At 69.9% G+C, this 19639-nt stretch carries 19 protein-coding genes; 9 read left to right on the forward strand and 10 right to left on the reverse strand.

The window, feature by feature from the left end; translation table 11 throughout:
- Positions 1-62: 62 nt before the first annotated feature.
- The 3 genes from ACGH2B_RS27900 to ACGH2B_RS27910 are packed head-to-tail and all read left to right on the forward strand — an operon-like array spanning position 63 to position 2417.
- On the forward strand, positions 63-716 hold the full coding sequence (locus ACGH2B_RS27900; RefSeq protein ID WP_399095670.1) for an alanyl-tRNA synthetase: 654 nt from the start codon (positions 63-65) through the stop codon (positions 714-716).
- Positions 703-1662, forward strand: coding sequence for a DMT family transporter (locus ACGH2B_RS27905; protein WP_399095673.1), 960 nt, complete (start codon positions 703-705; stop codon positions 1660-1662). Before ACGH2B_RS27900 ends, ACGH2B_RS27905 begins: the two co-directional genes overlap by 14 nt.
- Positions 1663-1676: 14 nt before the next feature.
- On the forward strand, positions 1677-2417 hold the full coding sequence (locus tag ACGH2B_RS27910) for a thioesterase II family protein (RefSeq protein WP_399095676.1): 741 nt from the start codon (positions 1677-1679) through the stop codon (positions 2415-2417).
- A 408-nt stretch (positions 2418-2825) separates the two neighbouring features.
- Here ACGH2B_RS27910 and ACGH2B_RS27915 read toward each other — a convergent pair whose 3' ends face one another.
- Complete coding sequence (locus tag ACGH2B_RS27915) at positions 2826-2993, reverse strand: hypothetical protein (protein ID WP_399097415.1); 168 nt, start codon at positions 2991-2993, stop codon at positions 2826-2828.
- A 434-nt stretch (positions 2994-3427) separates the two neighbouring features.
- On the opposite strand from ACGH2B_RS27915, the gene ACGH2B_RS27920 reads away from it, so the two are divergent.
- Together ACGH2B_RS27920 and ACGH2B_RS27925 are read left to right on the forward strand one after the other, a co-directional pair.
- Complete coding sequence (locus tag ACGH2B_RS27920; protein ID WP_399095679.1) at positions 3428-5485, forward strand: phosphocholine-specific phospholipase C; 2058 nt, start codon at positions 3428-3430, stop codon at positions 5483-5485.
- 331 nt (positions 5486-5816) lie between these two features.
- A complete protein-coding gene (locus tag ACGH2B_RS27925) occupies positions 5817-6359 on the forward strand; it encodes a GNAT family N-acetyltransferase (RefSeq protein WP_399095682.1) in 543 nt (180 codons plus the stop codon).
- Between the two features lie 438 nt (positions 6360-6797).
- Here the strand turns inward: ACGH2B_RS27925 and ACGH2B_RS27930 are convergent, their stop codons facing one another.
- Positions 6798-7685: an NAD(P)-dependent oxidoreductase gene (locus tag ACGH2B_RS27930; RefSeq protein WP_399097383.1), complete on the reverse strand. Its 888-nt coding sequence runs from the start codon at positions 7683-7685 to the stop codon at positions 6798-6800.
- A 384-nt stretch (positions 7686-8069) separates the two neighbouring features.
- Between ACGH2B_RS27930 and ACGH2B_RS27935 the strand changes: the two genes are divergently transcribed.
- The gene (locus ACGH2B_RS27935; RefSeq protein ID WP_399095685.1) at positions 8070-8378 is read left to right on the forward strand and encodes a hypothetical protein; all 309 of its coding nucleotides are present in this window, start codon (positions 8070-8072) and stop codon (positions 8376-8378) included.
- Positions 8375-10054 (forward strand): helix-turn-helix domain-containing protein, encoded by a 1680-nt coding sequence (locus tag ACGH2B_RS27940; protein WP_399095688.1) that lies wholly within the window; start codon positions 8375-8377, stop codon positions 10052-10054. Before ACGH2B_RS27935 ends, ACGH2B_RS27940 begins: the two co-directional genes overlap by 4 nt.
- 67 nt (positions 10055-10121) lie before the next feature.
- Here the strand turns inward: ACGH2B_RS27940 and ACGH2B_RS27945 are convergent, their stop codons facing one another.
- Positions 10122-11090 carry a tellurite resistance/C4-dicarboxylate transporter family protein gene (locus ACGH2B_RS27945; RefSeq protein WP_399095691.1) on the reverse strand — a complete coding sequence of 323 codons (969 nt, stop codon included), beginning with the start codon at positions 11088-11090 and terminating at the stop codon, positions 10122-10124.
- Between the two features lie 299 nt (positions 11091-11389).
- Positions 11390-12598, reverse strand: coding sequence for an MFS transporter (locus tag ACGH2B_RS27950; RefSeq protein WP_399095694.1), 1209 nt, complete (start codon positions 12596-12598; stop codon positions 11390-11392).
- A gap of 122 nt (positions 12599-12720) precedes the next feature.
- On the opposite strand from ACGH2B_RS27950, the gene ACGH2B_RS27955 reads away from it, so the two are divergent.
- Positions 12721-13179, forward strand: coding sequence for a winged helix-turn-helix transcriptional regulator (locus ACGH2B_RS27955; RefSeq protein ID WP_399095697.1), 459 nt, complete (start codon positions 12721-12723; stop codon positions 13177-13179).
- A 480-nt stretch (positions 13180-13659) separates the two neighbouring features.
- On the opposite strand, the gene ACGH2B_RS27960 is transcribed toward ACGH2B_RS27955, so the two are convergent.
- The 6 genes from ACGH2B_RS27960 to ACGH2B_RS27985 form a co-directional block, all read right to left on the reverse strand.
- The gene (locus tag ACGH2B_RS27960) at positions 13660-14670 is read right to left on the reverse strand and encodes an aldo/keto reductase (protein WP_399095700.1); all 1011 of its coding nucleotides are present in this window, start codon (positions 14668-14670) and stop codon (positions 13660-13662) included.
- A 683-nt stretch (positions 14671-15353) separates the two neighbouring features.
- The gene (locus ACGH2B_RS27965) at positions 15354-15776 is read right to left on the reverse strand and encodes a hypothetical protein (protein ID WP_399095703.1); all 423 of its coding nucleotides are present in this window, start codon (positions 15774-15776) and stop codon (positions 15354-15356) included.
- 61 nt (positions 15777-15837) lie between these two features.
- A complete protein-coding gene (locus tag ACGH2B_RS27970) occupies positions 15838-16596 on the reverse strand; it encodes a B12-binding domain-containing radical SAM protein (RefSeq protein WP_399095706.1) in 759 nt (252 codons plus the stop codon).
- Positions 16551-16928, reverse strand: coding sequence for an alpha/beta fold hydrolase (locus ACGH2B_RS27975; protein ID WP_399095709.1), 378 nt, complete (start codon positions 16926-16928; stop codon positions 16551-16553). The genes ACGH2B_RS27970 and ACGH2B_RS27975 overlap by 46 nt, the downstream gene beginning before the upstream one ends.
- Positions 16929-17009: 81 nt before the next feature.
- The gene (locus ACGH2B_RS27980; RefSeq protein WP_399095712.1) at positions 17010-18014 is read right to left on the reverse strand and encodes an NADP-dependent oxidoreductase; all 1005 of its coding nucleotides are present in this window, start codon (positions 18012-18014) and stop codon (positions 17010-17012) included.
- Positions 18015-18196: 182 nt separating this feature from the next.
- The gene (locus ACGH2B_RS27985) at positions 18197-18883 is read right to left on the reverse strand and encodes an SDR family oxidoreductase (RefSeq protein WP_399095715.1); all 687 of its coding nucleotides are present in this window, start codon (positions 18881-18883) and stop codon (positions 18197-18199) included.
- Positions 18884-19002: 119 nt separating this feature from the next.
- Here ACGH2B_RS27985 and ACGH2B_RS27990 point away from each other — a divergent pair, with 119 nt between their 5' ends.
- Positions 19003-19563, forward strand: a complete 561-nt coding sequence (locus ACGH2B_RS27990; protein WP_399095718.1) for a TetR/AcrR family transcriptional regulator — start codon at positions 19003-19005, stop codon at positions 19561-19563.
- Positions 19564-19639: the final 76 nt, after the last annotated feature.

Consider the following 19639-nt stretch of genomic DNA (forward strand, 5'->3'; position numbering starts at 1 on the left):
GCTGGGGCGGACCGCTCGCCGAGCCGTCCCAGCAAGATCAACTGACGTACCAGGAGGCCTCGTTGCAACGCCACATCTACCTCGAAGACACCTACAGCTTCACCGCCACCACCCAGGTGATCGACGCGGGACACAGCGACCTCGGCCACTGGATCACCCTTGCGGACAACGTCTTCCACCCGCAGGGCGGCGGACAGCCCAGCGACGCGGGAACCGTCGACGGAACCCCCACCCGGCCCTTCAAAGCCCCCGACACCTCCGAACACATCGTGCGCCTGACCTGCGAGAATCCACTCGGGGTCGGCGCCACCGTCACCAGCGCTGTCGACGCGCAAGCACGCCGCCGCCACGCTGCCCTGCACACCTGCGGTCACGTGGTCGACGGATTCGTACGCAACCTCGGCTTCAAGCACCGCGTCAGCAACCACTTCCCGGGCCAGGCACGCATCGAGTTCGACGCCGGTGCCGACAAGCCCGACCTCGAACACCTCGCCGCCACGGTGGAAGAGCAGACACGGCAAGCCATCGAGGCCTCACGAAAGGTCTACGCCACCGAACGGGACGGCCTGCGCATCATCGGCATCGACGGACTGCACGAAGACCCGTGCGGCGGCACCCACGTCGACTCTCTCAGCCGGCTCACCGGGTTCGCCGTGCGTTCGGTCAAGGTCAAGGGCGGCGTCCTGAAGGTGGGGTACGTCGTTGAGCACGCCTGAGCCCACCATCGCCTCCGCCGTCGAGGCCCCGCAGGCAACACCAGCTCAGGACAAGAAGCCGCGCACCTGGCTGACCGACATCGGTGTCCTGGGGGTCGCAGTCGTCTGGGGCTCCACCTACGTGGCGATGCAGTGGTCGGGACAGTTCATCTCCGTCCCCGCCTTCCTCTTCCTGCGATTCGCGATGGGCGCCCTTGTCATCACCTTGCTCTCCGCGCGTATCTGGCGGCAAGTGACGCGCGCGGAACTCTCACTCGGAGTCCTCTTCGGAGTCCTTCTTTTCGCGATCCTGTTCCTCGAGACGCTGGGCGTGCGCTACACCCTGGCCTCGAACGCCGGGTTCCTCATCTCCCTGTCCGTGATGCTGGTCCCGCTGATCGAGAAGATCTTTCTGCGCGCGCAGGTGGCACCGAGCATCTACCCCTTAACCCTGGTCAGCCTCATCGGCTGCGCGCTGCTGACACTCCAGGACGGGTTCTCCGTCCGCAGCGGAGACCTGATCATCCTGGCGGCCGCCTTCATCCGGGCAGCCCAGATCGTTCTCTTCGGAACCCGGTCCAAGGGACGCGAGATCTCGCTGATCCGGGTGACGAGCATCGAGCTGTGGGTCGTCGCCGCAGGCGGCCTCCTGCTCGCGCTCATCCACCCTGCCCGGTCCTGGCATCAGGTCGCACATCTACCGGGCGACGCGTGGCTGGTCATCGCCTACCTCGGCGTCGCCGGCACCGCATTCGCGTTCCTCACGCAACTCCACGCCGCTCGGGTGTCCAGCCCCACCCGCGTGGGCCTGGTCCTGTCCACCGAGCCCTTCTTCGCAGCCGTGTTCGCCGTGATCCTCCTCAGCGAACACCTGGGTCCGTCCCAGTTGGCAGGAGGCGCGCTGGTGCTGGGCTCGGCATACGCAGGCCGCTGGATCGACGCCCGCCGTCGGGGATCCAACCCCTAGCCACAGGAGAAGGTATGAGTCGAATCCCGCTCGTCATGCTGCACCATTCGGGCGGGACCGCCCAAGTCTTCGAGCCGCTCATCCGCGCCCTCCCCGGAACGTTGGAAGCATTCCCGTTCGAACTGCCTGGACGCGGGCGCCGTTGGCGCGAGAAACCCCTGCACACCGCCGACGCCGCCGTCGACGACCTCGCCGCCCAGATGAAAGACGCGGGCATCGACGGAGAATTCGCGATCTTCGGCCACAGCATGGGCGCTTACCTGGGGCTGGCCCTCGCCGCCAGGCTGGAACAGGACTCAGGCGGCTCACGATGCCGGGCCCTGTTCGCCTCGGCGAACGCCGGTCCGCTGCAGGCCAAGCCCCTGTTCGCAGGCGATCCGCTCACCGCGGACGACGAGGAAGTCCTCAGCACCGCCATACGGTTCGGGGGCCTGCCGGCCCCGGTGCTGGAACACGAACAGCTCCGCAGCCACGCCATCCGCCTCCTGCGCGAAGACTTCGCAGTCTGCGACTCCTACGTGCGCACGCTGCGGCGGACAACGACCGAGAGTCCCATCGTGGTCTGCTGCGGAGCCGGCGACATCTTCTCCGATACGCAGCTCGACGCCTGGCGTCTGAGTACGGCGGCGGAGACCGAACTCGTCCGGTTCGACGGGGGCCACTTCTACCTCCTGGAGGAACCCCGGGAAGTAGCCCAAGCCATCACGGCACACCTACGGACACGAGCGGGAAGCACCTCGGTCCGGCACGAGTAGCCGGCACGCCTGCTGTGGCACCTCGGAGGACGTTCGCGTTTCACATCCGCTGGTTGTCATGATGCGCGCCTGCCGGGATTGGCCGCAGGCAGGCGATACAGGCGGTATACGTCCACTGGACGCGGCGCCGCCGGGCTGGGCAAGACCCTGGCGGATGGTGAGATCGCCCGGGTCTTCCTGGAGCGCGGCGCCGCCCCCGTCCTGGCCGTTCGCCTCGCTTCCCTGATCCCCATGCGGAAGCGGTATCTGGCGGAGTGGGGCTGCGCTGCGGCACCTTCAGCGCCACCCGCGCCCGCAATCGCTCCCCGGCAGCCCGGCGCCCGACCATCGACCTGACCGACCCCGCGCGCTGGCGGACGTGGAGCACGCCTGGATGGTGCGTCACCTGGGCGAGCGAATGCTGCTCCGTCAGGTGACCGGCAAGAACGCCACCGCCGCCCGGACGACCGTCGATCCCGTCCCGCCGCGCACCGCCCCGACCAGGGACATCCGGGCACCCTTGCCGGCCGAGGTCCGGTCCTCACGGTTGATACGGCCGACCGTGTCCCGGTAGCGGCGGGGGAGGAACGTGGCCATGGTGCCGGCAGCGTCTGCTCGGCCTCCCGCGACATCAGCGGCCGCAGCCGCGAGGCGAGCCAGGTGACCGTGATCCCCAACAGCGCACGCACTCCGGACGCGCCCGACGGCAGGACCACCGACGGCAGGTTCGTTCCCGATACACCGACCCTTGCCCCACGGGAACCGCCCCCGGCGGCGCCGTGGCCGAAACGCCGAGAGTCCTGTTCCGGCCGTCGCCCGGCGGGGGCGAACAGGGAAGCCACCGGCGGTCCGGCCCGCGCCGCACCGGCTTCCCGGCGGCCGTGCCGCGCCCCCCAACCGTGCGTTGACGGCCGGTCACCGCCCCTCCGCCCCCTTCCCGCACCCCGTTCCCCTTGGAACACTCTGCTCATCCGTCCCACCCCGCACCGCCCGAGCGCGGCGCACACCCCCACACCAAGAGGTCCAGGACCATGCCAGAGTTCAACCGCCGCAGATTCCTCCAGATAGCCGGCGCGACCGCGGGGCTGACCGCCCTGTCGGGCAGCATCGCCCGCGCGGCCTCCATACCGGCCCGCCGGGCCACCGGTTCCCTCAAGGACGTCGAGCACATCGTCGTCCTGATGCAGGAGAACAGGTCGTTCGACCACTACTTCGGCACGCTGAAGGGCGTACGGGGCTTCGGCGACCCCCGCCCCGTGACGCTGCCGAGCGGCAAATCCGTCTGGCACCAGTCCGACGGCACCAAGGATCTGCTGCCCTACCACCCGGACGCCGAGAACCTCGGCATGCAGTTCATCGCGGGCCTCAACCACGACTGGGCCGGCGGCCACCAGGCATGGAACGACGGCCGGTACGACCGGTGGATCGCCGCCAAGGGCACCGGAACGATGGCCCACCTCACCCGGAAGGACATCCCCTTCCACCACGCCCTCGCCGACGCCTTCACCATCTGCGACGCGTACCACTGCTCGATGATCGGAGCCACCGACCCCAACCGCTACTACCTCTTCTCCGGCCACGCCGGGAACGACGGCAAGGGCGGCGGCCCCGTCCTCGGCAACGAGGAAGCCGGATACGACTGGACGACCTACCCCGAACGCCTCGAACAGGCCGGAATCTCCTGGAAGTTCTACCAGGACATCGGCGACGGCCTGAACGCCGACGGCGGCTGGGGCTGGATCGACGACGCCTACCGCGGCAACTACGGCGACAACTCCCTCCTCTACTTCAACGCGTACCGCAACGCCCGCCCCGGCGACGCCCTCCACGAAAAGGCCCGCACCGGCACCGACGCCAAGAACGGCGACGGCTACTTCGACCGTCTCAGGGCCGACGTCCAGGCCGGCACCCTCCCGCAGGTCTCCTGGATCGCCGCCCCCGAAGCCTTCAGCGAACATCCCAACTGGCCCGCGAACTACGGCGCCTGGTACGTCTCACAGGTCCTCGACGCCCTCACCGCCAACCCGGACGTATGGAGCCGTACCGCGCTGTTCCTCACCTACGACGAGAACGACGGCTACTTCGACCACGTCCTCCCGCCGTTCCCGCCCGCCTCGGCCGACCAGGGCGCCTCGACCGTCGACACCGCCCTTGACCACTTCCCCGGCAACGCCACCTACGCCGCCGGCCCCTACGGACTGGGCCAGCGCGTCCCCATGCTCGTCATCTCCCCCTGGAGCACCGGCGGCTACGTCTGCTCCGAGGTCTTCGACCACACCTCCGTCATCCGCTTCATGGAGCGCCGCTTCGGCGTCGAAGAACCCCACATCTCACCCTGGCGACGCGCCATCTGCGGCGACCTGACCTCCGCCTTCGACTTCAGCCTCCAGGACACCGCCCCCGCCGCCCTGCCCGGCACCGGCGCGTACGAGCCGCCGGACAAGGACCGCCACGACAGCTACGTGCCCAAGCCACCCGCCACCCCGGCCCTCCCCGTGCAGGAACCCGGCTCCCGCCCCGCCCGCCCACTGCCGTACGCGCCGCTGGTCGACGGAAGCGCCGCCCCCGGCACCGGCAAGTACACCCTCACCTTCGGCGCCGGCGACACCGCGGGAGCCTGCTTCACCGTCACCGCCGGCAACCGCACCGACGGCCCCTGGACCTACACCACCCACGCCGGGAAGCAACTCTCCGACACCTGGAACACCGCCTACTCCCACGGCGCCTACGACCTCTCCGTCTTCGGCCCCAACGGCTTCCTCCGCACCTTCAAGGGCACCGGCTCCACCACCGGCCCCGAGGTCACCGCCCGCCACGACGCCCCCACCGGCAACCTCACCCTGACCTTCACCAACCCCGGCCCCGCCGACTGCCGCCTCACCCTCACCAACGCCTACGACGACACCACCGCGACCGTCACGGTCCCCGCGGGCGGCAACACCCGGCACACCGCGGACCTCCGCGCCATGGAACGCTGGTACGACCTGACCCTCACCTCCGAATCCGACCCCTCCTTCCTGCGCCGCCTCGCCGGCCACGTGGAGAACGGCACACCGGGCGTCAGCGACCCGGCGATCATCACCGGCTGACGGACGGGGGCGGGGCGGGGGAGCGGAGACCGGCCGGGCCGGGAAATCGTTGACGCGATTCCGGCCCGGCCCCGCTCCGCCCGGCGCGAGAAGAATTCAGGACTGTCCGGAAAAGAAGAAGGTCTCGTGTGCGACCGGGTTTTCCGTTCGCACACGAGACCTTCCCGAATATTCCCTCGGGCCGAATATTTCTCAGAACTGTTGCGTCATACTCCAGCCGTAGTTCGTGACTTGACGCAAGGTGGCGCCGGTCTGCGGGGCGCGGCCTGAGGGTGGCGGCGGGCTACCGAAGTCCGGGCTCGCGCCCCCTACGATCTGGCAGGATCCGCTTGTGAGCCGATCCATGGTGACTTTGCGCGAGATCACGCTCAACGACTGGCAAGCAGTGCATTCCTGGGCCGGCCTTGCGGAGGCTTGTCGCTACCAGTCCTGGGGGCCGAACACCGAGGACCAGACGCGCGCGTTCGTGCACACCGCCGTCGAAGCCTGGTCGCACGCCGATCAGCAGAGATTCGTCTACATCGCTCGCTTCGAGAACGAACTCGTCGGCATGGGTGAGCTGCGCATTCGTAGCCGTCGCCATCGTCAGGGCGAAATCGCCTACACCGTGCACCCGAGGGCCTGGGGACGCGGCGTGGGCACGGCGATCGGACGAGAGCTTCTGTCGTGCGGGTTCGGGGAACTGGGACTCCACCGGATCTACGCGACCTGTGACCCCCGCAATCTCGCGTCGTCCCGGTTGCTGGGCAAGCTCGGCATGACGTACGAGGGGCGGCATCGGCACGCCGCCTTGATCCGGGACGGCTGGCGGGACTCCGAGATATTCAGCATCCTCGAATCGGAATGGCGGCCGGGCCCCAGCGAGGGATTGTGATCTTGCCGGTGGGGGCCGGTGCGGGTGACGGGCGCGGCCACCGTTGATCATCGGAGTGTGAAGGCAAACGATCATGCGGCGGCCGCAGGTCGCAGCGGAGACCTGCCCGCTGGCAGGGGCATTCGAGGGCCTGAGGGACCGGATATCGGGACGGTTCGCGCGGGTCGAACCCGTCGTCAGGTCCGGCAGTTGGCGCTCGGTCTGCTGTCGGGAGCACCAAGCCCGTCGCTACGCGTCCTGGCCCCGCCGGCCCACCCTCGCCATGCTCCCCCACGCCTTCCTCCAGTCGTCTACGCCGACGAACACGCCCGCCCGCCCCCCGCACCACTCGCGACGCCGCCACCAGGCCCGATCTCAGGCCGGCCACTACCGACGACAAACCGCGCAGCCATGAAAATCACGAACTACGCCTGGAGCGGTAAGAGTTGCCGACCGGCCTCAGTCGACCGGATTACGGATGGCTTCGATCAGGCTTCCGAGGCTGTCCGCCCCGTGCCCCTGCGCCACCCTGCGCTCGATGAGCGCCTGGATCGGCAGGAACACCTCCGGGCTGATGCCCTGCGTCACGCTGGCTTCCACCAGATGCGCGATCGCCGCCCGGTTGACGTCCAGGCTGGAGATCTCGGTCGGGTACGCGCCCCTGTCGGCCTCCTCCGCCTTGCCCGGCATGCTCGGCAGGGCCACATGCTCGACCCACGCCGTCGCGTACGGCAGGAAGTCCTTCGCGGCCACCTGTTCCGTCCCGACCAGCGCCAGCGCGTGGAGATACCCGGCCAGCGTCGACCACAGGATGCCCAGCAGCGCCACGTCGTAGATCATCGGGACGCCGGTGTCCGTCCCCAGGTGGGTGGCCCGGCCGCCGAGCGCCCGGAGGGTCTCCTCATGCCGGTCGAACAGGGACTTCTCCCCGCCGTAGAAGATCAGCGCATGGGGGAGGCCGATCATCGGCGGGATGGCCATGATGGCTCCGCCCAGGTACGCGATGCCCCGCTCGGCCGCCCATGCCTGGGTCTCGCGGGCCTCGGCCGGGGTGCCCGACGTGAGGTTCACCAGCGTCTTGCCCCGGAGGTCGTCCTCGGCCTCGGTGAGCACGGTGTGCACGGCCTCGTAGGTGGACAGGCACACGATCACCACATCGCTCGCCGCCACCGCGGCGGAGACCGAATCCGCCCGTAACGCTCCCCGGCCGACCAGTTCGTCCGCCTTGGCCGCCGAGCGGTTCCACACGGTGGTGGCGTGGCCCTTCCCGAGGAAAGCACCTGCCAGTGCCCGGCCCATCATGCCCAGCCCGATGACGCTTACCGATTCCCTGGACTGGTTTTCCATGTCGCCCAATTCATCCTCCTCAAGGATTCCCGCGGCGGTGTGCCACAGGTCGCGGAAACTGCTTTTCCCATGCCGGAGATGCTCCGTACTTCGCGTTCTCCGGGTGTGCCCGCGTAACGCCTTTCAGGCAGGCGGGAGTTCCGTTGAAAAACTACAGGGGTGGGATGTCCCGGTGGGCCCGATCAGAATTTTCCCCGTACCTCGGGATCGGATCCGGGCTCGGGGCCCGCGCAGGGAACCGGGAACATCCGGGAGAGGACGGCGGCCGGGCGCCGCGTCGCGGCGGGCGCGGCGGCTCGCCCGGTCCCCGGACAGTCCACGAGGCCCGTGCCGCCGAAGCACACCGGAACCGCGCCGCCCGTCTCCATGCTCCGCCCCGAACTCATGACCATCACTACTTTGACCACCACACCGATAATTGGCAGCATCAACGCCATGTCGGATCCGGTCGATGACGAACACGAACTCGCCGCGGCGGTGGAAGCGCTCAAAGCCGCCGAGGACCGCGTCACCCGCGCCCTGCGTGCCTACCTCACCCGCGACCCCGTCACCGGCCGCCCCGCCCACGGACGGATCGGACGCGCGGCGCGGATCACCGGCTGGGGCGAACAGCGGGTGAAGGAAACCGTCACCCCGGCCCTCGCCGAACGCCGCCGGGCCAAGCGTGCCGCCACGGAAGAGGTGCAGCGATGAGCGACTTCGACGCGATCGACTCCCTGCTCGCCTCCCTCACCCCCGAGGCCCACCTCCCCGACGCCGCGACCCGCCGCACCCTCCGCGAACAGGCCGGACTGTCGAAAGCGCAGGTGGCCCGCACCCTCGGGGTGAGCCCCTCCACGGTCACCGGCTGGGAATCCGGCCGCGACCCCGCCGGAGCGACCCGCGCGAAGTACGCCTACCTCCTCGACGGCCTCGCCACGAAACTCACCCCGCCCGCCCCCGAACCGGCCGCCCCGCCCGCCCCCGCACCGGACACCCGCTCCCCGGCGGACGAACCGGACGACCACGCCTCCTCCAACCCCGCCTCCCACGGCGACGAAGACACCGGACACGGCGAAGACACCGGACACGGCGAACGCGACGGTCACGGCGAACGCGACGGTCATGACGGACGGGGCGACCACACCGGCGAGGACGGCGACTGCGACGACGTCGAGACCCTGGCCGCGCCCGAACCCTGCGTCCTGTGCGGCCGGCCGGCGGCCCACCACGTGGCCGGCTTCCCGCAGCACCTCGACGCCGCCGACTGTGACCCCGGGCCCGTCACACCGGCCGCGGCCCCCGCCGCCCCGCGACCCGAACCCGCGCCCGAGCCGCGGCGCACCCGCCCCGCGCCCCGCCCCCCACGCGCCTCCGGGCAACAGGACAAGGCTCCGAGGGGCCGCGCCTTCCAGCCGTCATCCGCGCCGACCGACCTCATCGGCCGTACGGTCCAGACCGCACTCGCCCAGCACGACGGGGACGTCGAGGCGGCGACGGCGGCGCTGGTGAAGAAGGCGATCCCGGACGCGATGGCGCTGTTGGACGAAACCCGCAAGGGCGCCCGTTACGACGTGATCGCGCACCCGTGGATGCCGGACATCCTCAAGAAGCAGACATCCCGCGGCCCCGACCAGATCTGGGAAGCGCGCCCCAGATGGACCCGCCGCGCACTCCCGCCGGGCGAGCACCAGGTCACCGCACTCGACATCAACGGCGCGTACCTCTCCGCCCTCAAGACCCACCTGCCGATCGGCCAGTTGGAACACTCCACCGGCTTCCACCACGACCGCCGCCGCGCCGGCGTCCACCTCATCACCCCGCCGCACTGGGCCCACGGAGACACCCTCCCCAACCCCCTCGGACAACGCGACGAACCCGGACCGCTCTGGGTCACCGAACCCACCCTGCGCCTCCTCCAGCGCCTTTCCGGCCCGAAATACGGCCTGTGCGACCCGCCCGAGATCCACGAGTCCTACACCTCGGGCGCCACCGAGAACCTCCTGGAAAAATTCCGCACCACCCTCAAGGACGCCCGCGACACCGCGATCGCCACCGGCGACCCGGTCACCCTTGAATACGTCAAAGCGATGTACGCGAAATTCGTCTCCACCATGGGGGAGTCGAATTACAACCGGGAGCTGTACCGCCCCGACTGGATGCACCTCATCCGCTCCCAGGCTTTCGCCAACCTCTGGATGAAGGCCCTCAAGGCCCACGAAGAGGGCCTGACCGTCGTACGCGCCATGGGCACCGACGAACTCCACGTCATCGGCGACTGGCGCCGCGTCTTCCCCGAAGGCCGCGCGGTCACCGAAGTCAAGGTCAAGGACGTCTACACCGCCGGCACCGCCACGGACACCACGAAGAACACGGCGGAGGGGAAGTAAAGAACACGCAGAACACGGCCGAGGGGGAAAAGAAACAGCGAGGGCGCCCGCAGCAGCTCGTCATAAATCATCCGGCAGAGCGGCTCGGGCGCTGCCTCCCGGTCGGGCAACCTGTCCCAAGGGTGCGTATCAGCCCGTACGCGGCCGGCAGCCACGCGGCTGCGGCCACCCACAACAGGACATGGCCGAGGACGTTCAGCCAGGGGCGCGTGGCGGTGGCCGGAGCGGTGAGGGTGGCCATCGCGGTCATGGCGAGGGGGAAGACGGTGGACCAGCGCCGGACGTCGTACGCCGGACGCGGGCGGACGGCTTCCGCGCACAGGAGCACCGCGTACCAGGCGAGGGCGAGAGTGAGCAGAACGGAGTCCGCCGTCCGCAACGCCGCCGCCGTGCCGTCCGACCACACTCGCGTCGCCACGAGTTGGGAGGCGGCGAGCGTGGAGATCGACAAGGCCCCGCCCGCGACCCAGTGGTCGCCCGCACCGGTCACGATCTGGCGCAGGTCGAACCGGGCCAGCGCGCCCGCGTACAGCACCAGCCCCAGAACGAAGGCCACCAGCGCCGGCCGTGCGAGCCAGTTGCCGACCGCGGGCGTGAGAACGGCGGCGAGTACCACGAGCCCTTGGGTGGCGACGCAGATCAAGAACGCCGAGCCCGGCGCACGCCGTGTCAGGTGCCGCAGGACGGAGCCGAGCAGCCCTGGCCACAGCAGGGCGGCGACCAGCAGCAGCGCCGCGGCGAGCGGGGTCGCGCCCAGGGCCGCGTAGCGCACGCCGAGAACCGTCGTGGCGGCCACGGCGGTGAGGGCGGGCGGGGTACGGGTCTGACTCTTCCAGTGGTCCCGGTGGCGCAGAAGCTGCGCGGTGAAGCTGCCCGCGAGCAGGAGCCACAGCGCGGTGGCCAGTCCGAGCGCGACGGAGGAGAGCGCGGCGAATCCGGTGAGACGCAGCCCGACGGAGAGAGTGCCGGTGGCCATCACCGCCGCCCCGGTCGCTGGAGGCAGGCCGGTCCACCACGCATCGCGCTGCTCTGTCATACGCCCATCACAGCGGGATCACCGCCGCTGTGCCAGTACGCCTCTGATCATGCCCGCCGGGCGATCCCGGCGATTCCCCCTCTTTCCGGAAGCGGCAGCTCGGCGAACACTCGCCCCAACTACCGCTGGAATTAAGGGCGTTGCGGCTCCCGGTTCGTCCGGCGCCTTGTTTTTGCGGCCGAGTCCGGTGCCGCACCGGGTTCGTGGGAACGGCTGCGGCGTCCGCCGGGCGTGGTGAGCCAGGTGCGGACGCCGCAGGATGCTGGGCTTCTGGGGGTGTCGCGGTGGCGACTGTGTTCTTACGCGGGTGCCTTCTGGGTTTCCGGGGCGCCGGCGTCCGTGGAGGCGTGGGCGTCGGGGAACTTCCTGTTGGTCGCCCAGATGATGAGGGCGCAGGCGGCGAAGGCGGCACCGAGGAGGCTGGAGGAGCCCCAGCCGTGGTGGGTGTAGAGGGCGGTGGTCGCCGCCGCACCGAGGGCGGAGCCGAGCGAGTAGAAGAGCATGTAGCCGCCGATGGCGCTGCTGGTGCGATCGGGGTGCGCGCTGGTGAGCAGGTGCTGGTTACTGACGTGCACGGCTTGGACGGCGAAGTCGAGGGCGACGATGCCGATGACGAGGATCCACAGCGCCCAGGGCAGTTGCGCGATGGCGGCCCAGGAGACGATGAGGAGGGTGAGGGCGATGCCGGTGACGGGAATCGCGCGTCCGGCGTCGGCCCAGCGGCCGGCACGTGCGGCGCCGAGTGCGCCGGCGAGTCCGACGAGGCCGAAGAGTCCGATCTGGCTTTCGCCGAGGTGCCAGGGCGCGGCTGCCAGAGGCAGGGACAAGCCGCTCCACAGGGTGCCGAAGGAGGCGAAGAGGAAGAACGCGATGAGCCCACGGCTCAGGAAGAGGCGCTGGCCGAAGAGTTGGCCCAGCGAGCTGAGGGCCTGCCCGTACCCGGCGGCGCGGTGCGTGTGCTCTTCCGGCGGCAGGACGGTCACGACCAGGGCGGCGAGCGCCAGTGACAGGACCGCGAGCACGATGTAGATCCCGCGCCAGCCCCACACTTCGGCGATCGCGCCGGTGATGACCCGCGCACCCAGGATGCCGACCACGACACCTGAGGTGACGATGCCGATGTTCCGTCCGCGCTCGGCGGGCGGCGATACGGAGGCGACGTAGGCGACCACGGTCTGGACGACGACCGCGAACAGTCCCGCCGCCGCGAGCCCCGCGAAGGCCATCCAGGGGGATGACGCCGCCGCTGTCAGGACCATGCCGACGGCGGTGACCGCCAGGTGCACGGCGATGAGCCGGCGCCGGTTGGCGACCACGTCACCGAGCGGCACCAGCAGCAGCAATCCGATCAGGTAGCCGAACTGCGCGGCCGAGACGATCCATCCGGTGAGATCCGGTGGCACGCCGAGATCGCGTCCCATCACCTCCAGAACGGGTTGCGCGGCGTAGACGCTCGCCACCGCGACACCGCAGACCACCGCGAGGAGTAACCGTCGCCACTTGTCCATTGCGCATCATCCATCCAGTAGCAGATTGCAACTGAAATGACCGTACGGCATGCTGGTAGCAGATTGCAACTCTTTACTGGGTGGGGCATGATGGTTTTAAACCGCAACCTGTAGGAGGTCTCATGTCGCGCACCACCCTGCGCGCCTCGAACCCCGACTGGACCGACCCCGACTGTCCCGTTGCCCGCACGCTCGATCTCGTCGGGGACAGATGGAGCCTTCTGATCGTCCGCGACGCGATGGACGGAGCGCGGTCGTTCACCGAGTTCCAGCGGCGGACCGGCATCGCCCGCAACATCCTCAGCGACCGCCTGCGCAAACTCACCGCCCACGGGCTTCTCGCCCAGCGCCCCACCGCCACGGGCCGCCGCCAGGAATACGTGCTCACCGAAGCCGGCCGTGACCTCTTCCCGGCCATCCTCACGCTGCGGCAGTGGGGCGAGCGCCACGCTTTCGGCCCTGACGAGACCCACTCCACCCTCGTTGACCAGCAGGGCGTCCCGGTGCCCGAGATCGCACCGACCGGTGCGGACGGTGCCGTACTCGGCGCTGATACGACCCACGTGCAGAAGCCTGTGTAGTCGCGGGGGAGCGGCGGGGCTGCTCGGCTCTTCCGGGCTTGGGCGGGGCGATGCTGTGCACGCCCATTGGTAGTCGTGGTGCGTATTGCGCCAGTTGTTGGGCGCGTTGGTGTCGGTGCTGGACAGTGCCTCCTGCGTGACGCGGCGTTTGGGGTGGTGCCGTGATGGTGTGCGCCGGGTGGGGCGGATCTCCCGGTGAGTTCTCCGGTTCGAGGACATCGGTCTCACCCGTCGGCGAGCGGATGGTCCGCCTGCTCGCCGCGGCATCTCAGCGTGAGGGGTCGGCTCGGGCCCGGTCGGTCGTCCGCAGCACGGTCAGGTCCTGGCCGTGCTGGGCGGCGCCCCCCCCGAAGGCGGCCGGGGCGCCGATGCGGCGGCGTACCGCCTCGATGACCGCGCGGACCGCACCGGGGCCGTGAAGGCCGAGGCAAAGGACTCGTCGAAGGCCCGCCGGTGGCCCGGACTGCCGGCGGGCCCGGACTACCGGGAGCCCGCCGCAGGGCGCGGCTTGTAGAAGGATTCCTCCAGGTAGGCGGCCTCGTGCGGCTGGTAGGGCTTCTCCAGGTAGGCGGCTTCGTCCTCGTCGAGTTCGACGTCCACCGCGGTGAGCGCGTCGGCCAGATGGGCCGGCTTCGTGACCCCGACGACGGGCGAGGTCACCACCGGGTTGCGCATGACCCAGGCCAGGGCGACCTGGGCCGGGGACAGGCCCCGCCTGCCCGCGATCTCGTGGACGCGCTCGGCCACTGCCCGGTCCTCGTCGCGGTACAGGATCTTGCCGCCCGGATCGGTCTCGGCGCGCGCCGTGGCGGTGCCCCGGGCCCGCGTCAGCCTGCCCCGTGCCAGCGGGCTCCACGGGATCACGCCGATGCCCTGGTCGGCGCAGAGCGGGAGCATCTCCCGCTCCGCTTCCCGGTGGATGAGGTTGTAGTGGTCCTGCATCGACACGAACCGGGTCCAGCCGTTCAGGTCGGCCAGGTACAGGGCCTTGGCGAACTGCCAGGCGTACATGGAAGAGGCTCCGAGGTAGCGGACCTTCCCGGACCTGACCGCGTCGTGCAGCGCCTCGAGGGTTTCCTCGATCGGGGTGTCGTAGTCCCAGCGGTGGATCTGGTACAGGTCGATGTAGTCGGTCCCCAGTCGCTTCAGGGAGGCGTCGAGCTCCGCGAAGATCGCCTTGCGGGACAGCCCGGCGCCGTTCGGGCCGGGGCGCATCCGCATCCAGACCTTGGTGGCGAGAACGACCTCCTCGCGCCGGGCGAAGTCCTTGACCGCCTGGCCGACGATCTCCTCACTGCTTCCGGCGCTGTACCCGTTGGCCGTGTCGAGGAAGTTGACGCCGCCCTCAAGGGCCTGCTTGATGATGTCCCGGCTGGCGTCCGCGCCCAGCGACCAGGGCTCGCCGCCCCGGCCTGGTTCACCGAAGCTCATACAGCCGAGGGTGATGGCGGAGACTTCCAGTCCGGTCTTTCCGAGTTTGATGTACCGCATGCGTCCGAACCTAGGAGTTGGAGTGCGCTCCAACGCAATACGTCTCGGACCGGAATTCGCAAGGCGTGGGGCATGTGTGCCCTGCCAGGTTTCGGCTGTTTCTGTCAGGCGTACCGGAGAACCCTGTGGTAGCGAGTAACCAACTGCCAGTTCTCGGACGAACGCGTGGGGCACTACTTGGTCCCCCGACGGCAAACCGCCCTCGCGGGTCCGTTGCCACGACCTCACCGCTCGATCACATAAGCCCTGAGGGGCGGGAGGGCTTTGGCCTGGGGATCTCGGGAATCGGAGTTTTCGGCAGTCGTGTTGATCGACTGTTTTGGAGACTCGGGGTGCCGGTCGAGTTTCTGACGGGTGAGCAGGTCGCGAAGTACGCGGCGTAACCGCGACCTGGTAAGGACTCCGTCGAGTGCTGATCCTTCCCGGAGAAGCGTAGGGCGCCCGCAGCCATTGGAGCTGGCTGCGGGCGCCCTTTCGACTGCACCGGCCGTTTCGGAGTACTGGCGCATGCGGGACGGGATCGGCCGGCCGACTACCGGAGCGGCCACGGGCGGCCCGGCCCGGCGGGACGTCATCGCGAGATGGCACGGGACATTGTCAGTGGCGAGATGTACCAGGACCAGGATTCCTGGGCGAGACGTACCAGGACCAGGACCAGGACCAGGATCAGGATTCCTGATCAGTCACCAGCGGTTGATGCCCATCGACTTCGCCGCGTCGTGGATGGCCAGCCAGTGGTAGGGCGTCATGCCCGAGCGCTTGAGCGGAGCGTCCCGGTCCTTGTGGCGGAACTCGTCCCGCGAGCAGGCCAGGAGTTGGGTGCCGTAACGGACCGGTACGTTACGCACGCCGTGGGCGAGGTGGGACTTGGCCGCGTTCATGCTGCCTGCGTGCGCCAGGATGTTCCGGGCCTGGTTGTAATGCGCGGCGCTGATCGTGGTCGGGTTCGACGCCGCGCGGGATGCGGGTGCGGCGGCGTTCGCGGGAACGGCCCGGCAAGCCGGCACCGGCGATTGGGCGGGGGCGGCGAGGGCTGAGGGGACGGCTGCTGCGAGGGCTGTGGCCGCTAGTGCGGTGGCCAGTGCGGCGCGGAGAGCATGTTTCATGGCTGCGAGTCCTCACGTCGGTAGGTGATGGCGATACGAGTTCGCGATGACGGGCCGCTGACTACCCGTTCGCCCTCACGAGCACGCCGGGCTTCGTGGAACGGTTCCTTCCGGGTGACCGCACTCTTGCGACTTCGCGCAGTCCGTTGGCCACCAGGTGGTCGAGTTCACTGTCGGTGAGGCGGTCGAGGACGTTGATCCGTCCCGTGGCGTCCCAGACGAAGCGGTCACCGGTGCCGTGCCGGGTGAAGGCGGCCATCTGCTCGGTGATCACGCGGCCCGCACCGAGGAAGAGGTCGTCGACGAAGCGGAACGCGGTCACCCCGTGCTCGTCGTGCAGGGCGTGGAGTTCTTCGATGATCGATTCGGGGCGCCGTACGCGGATCGTCACGTCGGGGTTGGCGCTGACGGCGGCGCCGCAGAAGGTGCAGTTGTAGGGGCACCCGCGGCTGCCGACGATGTTCGCCTCGATCCGCCCGTCCGGCGCGGTGTACGGATCTTGCGGCAGGAAGGCCCGGTTGACCAGGGGCAGGGTGTTGACGTCGAGGGCGAGGAGCGCCGTTGCGGTGCTCTGCCGGGGGATGCCGGCGGCGTGCGTGCCCAGCAAGGGGTCGCGCCACATGACGCCGGGTAACTCGGCGCGGCGCCGTTCGTCTTCCAGCAGGGCGACGACGCGGGGTTCGGCCTCCCCGAGGATGAGGGCGCGGACGTTGGCCATGCGCGGGTCGGCGAGGATGCGGTCGGGCATGGCCTTGGCGTGGTGGCCGCCGGCCATCAGCGCGATCTGCGGGTCCAGGACGGCGGCGATCCGTGCCGACATCGCACCTGCTCGAAGCCCAGCGCGCGGATGAACCGCACCGCGTCGCGGGCCATCGCTTCGATGCTGTCGGGTGTGGAGCCGCCCGACGTACCGACTCCGCGGAGGTCGAAGGTGATGACCCGGCACCGGGCGGCGAGTCCGTCTATGACACGGGGCCCCAGTTGCCCACGGCTGCGGCGAGGCGGTGGAGCAGGAGCAGCGGCACGCCATCTCCTCCGGACCGAACTGCCGGTGGACGAAGCCGACGCCGCGCACGGACACCGAACGAGTCGGTGCCTCCTCCTTGTACGACGACGACGGGGCGGGCGTGGGGAACTGCGTGGCGCGTTCATGGCCAGGTCCTGTGCGGAGGGGGTGCCTGGAAGGCGGAGATCTCTCGTTGCCGGGGCGTACCGGGAGTGCGGTGGGCGCTCTCACCTCATCGCGACGACGACCTTGCCGGCTTTGGCGCGGCCCTTCTCGGCGTACTCCATCGCCTCGCGGGTCTGGTCGAAGGGGAAGACGCGGTCGACGACGGGGCGGATCGCTCCGGTGTCGATGAGCCGGGTGAGTTCGCGCAGTTGTCCGCCGTCGGCCTTCATGAACAGGAAGGAGTAGGTGACGCCCCGGCGCTCGGCGCGGCGCCGGGTCTTCCAGCTCAGCGCGTTCATCGCCTGCCGCAGGATGAGGTTCGCGCCCAGCTCGCGGGCGAAGTCCGCGTCGGGAGGCCCCGCGATACTGATGACCTTTCCGCCGGGTTTGAGGACCCGCAGAGACTTCTCCAGGGTCTCGCCGCCGAGGGTGTCCAGGACGACGTCGTAGCCGTCCAGGACCTCCTCGAAGTCCTGCGTCCGGTAGTCGACGGCGACGTCCGCGCCGAGCTCCTTGACCAGACCGGCGTTGGCCGCGCCGGCGGTGGTGGCCACGTGCGCGCCCAGATGCCTGGCCACCTGGAGGGCGATGGTGCCCACTCCGCCGGAGCCCGCGTGAATCAGGACCTTCTGCCCCGGCCGGACCTGTGCCCGCCCGACCAGCGCCTGCCACGAGGTCAGCGCGACCAGGGGAAGAGAAGCGGCCTCCTCCATGGTGAGCGTGGCCGGTTTGGGCGCCAGGTCGTTCTGGTGGACGGCGATGAGTTCGGCGAAGGCGCCGATGCGGTCCTTGGCGGGCCGGGCGTAGACCTCGTCACCCACGGCGAAGCGGGTGACGTCCGCGCCCACCTCGACCACCACTCCGGCGAGGTCGTTGCCCAGAGCGAGGGGGAGACGGTAGGGCAGGATCGCCTTGAAGGCACCGTCGCGGATCTTGAAGTCCAGCGGGTTGACGCTCGCCGCGCGGACCCGGACCAGGACGTCCTCGGCGCCCACCCGCGGGTCTGGCGTCGCGGTGACGCGACCGCCGTTCCGGTCGCCGTACCGCTCGATCATGTACGCCTTCATCGTCTTCTCCGTTCCCCGTCGTCCGCAGGGGGCGTGGCCACTGTGTGACGGGATTTCTATCGGTACGCGACGTGCTGTGATGCTTGTTTCGTGTTGCCGGAGCCCCGCCCCGCCGAGGCGGGGCGGCCCCACCGGCGCCGCATCCGTCGCTGGATACCGAGCGCAGGTGGGCGATGTGCGCCTCAGGCCGCGTTCGGCGATGCGGCCAGGCTCTGCTTCACGTGCCGGGTGATCTCGTCGGCGAGGATCTCGGGCAGCCCCGCCTCGATGCCGTCCAGGGCCTGCGCGGCGACCTCGGCGGGGTCGGCCTTCTGGTCGTCGGGAACGCTCGCGGCCATGCCGGTGTCCATGTATCCGACGTGCAGCGCCGAGACGGCGATGCCGCGGGGCGCCAGCTCCTCCCGGACCGCGCCGGTCAGTGCCCACGCCGCGGCCTTGGTCGCCGCATAGGCTCCGAGGCCGGCCGGGTGCAGCCAGGACAGGACGGAGAGGACGTTGAGCACGGCACCGCCGCCGCTGGACTCGATGACGGGGGCGAAGGCCCGGGTCACGGCGAGCGGGCCGAAGAAGTTCGTCTCCATCTCCAGGCGGACCGCGTCCGGGTCGCCCGCGATCAGCGGAGTTCCGGTGGAGATGCCCGCGTTGTTCACCAGCAGCGTCGCGTCGGACGCGATGCGCGCCGCGGCCCGGATCGACTCCTCGTCCGTCACGTCGAGCCGCAGCGGGGTGACCCCCGGCAGATCCACCGTCCCGGGGCGCCGGGCCGCCGCGTACACCGTCGCTCCGCGCTCGACGAGCTGCGCGGCCAGATGCCGTCCGAGCCCCCGATTGGCGCCGGTGACCACCGCGACCGCGTCCTTCAGTTCCATGCCCGCTCCCAGAGTTACGGCCGTCGGCGAGCGGCCGACGGCGACAAATTAGATTGCGCTCATAATCTAAACACTCGTCTAGGATAGATGCCAGTCGACATCCATTCGGGAGGTGGCCGATGGGCCGCGTATCGCAGGCGCAGGCCGAGGAGAACCGCCGGCGGGTCGTGGAAACCGCGTCCCGCCTGTTCCGGGAACAGGGCACTCACGCCAGCGTCGCCGACATCATGAAGGCGGCCGGACTGACCCACGGCGGCTTCTACAAGCAGTTCGCCTCCAAAGAGGCGCTCATCGACGAAGCCACCGCCCACGCCTTCGGCGAACTCACCCGGCACCACGAGGACGGGGTCGAGCAGCACGGCGGGCAGCGCGCCGCCGCTCAGCAGGCGCTGATCGGCGCCTATCTCTCGCCCGGACACCGCGACAGCCCGGCGGACGGCTGCCCCGTCGCCGCACTCGTCACCGACATGGCGCGCGAGAACGAAGGCCAGGAGGCCCGCCGGATCTACACCGAAGGCGTCGCCGACTTCGCCGAGTGGCTCACCACCGAGGACCAGGACGGCATCACACGGCTGTGCACCATGCTCGGTGCGCTCGTCCTGGCCCGGGCCACCAACGGCTCCCCGCTCTCCGAGGAGATCCTCACCACCGCGCGCGCGGCACTGACCGGATCCGGCTGATGCGTTCCACGCCGTTGCTCCCCTGCGGCCGCCCGGAGAGAGCCGCACCGAGCGCGCGGAAGGCGCGGGCGTTTCC

This window comes from Streptomyces sp. BBFR2, from assembly GCF_044497305.1.
Lineage (GTDB): Bacteria > Actinomycetota > Actinomycetes > Streptomycetales > Streptomycetaceae > Streptomyces.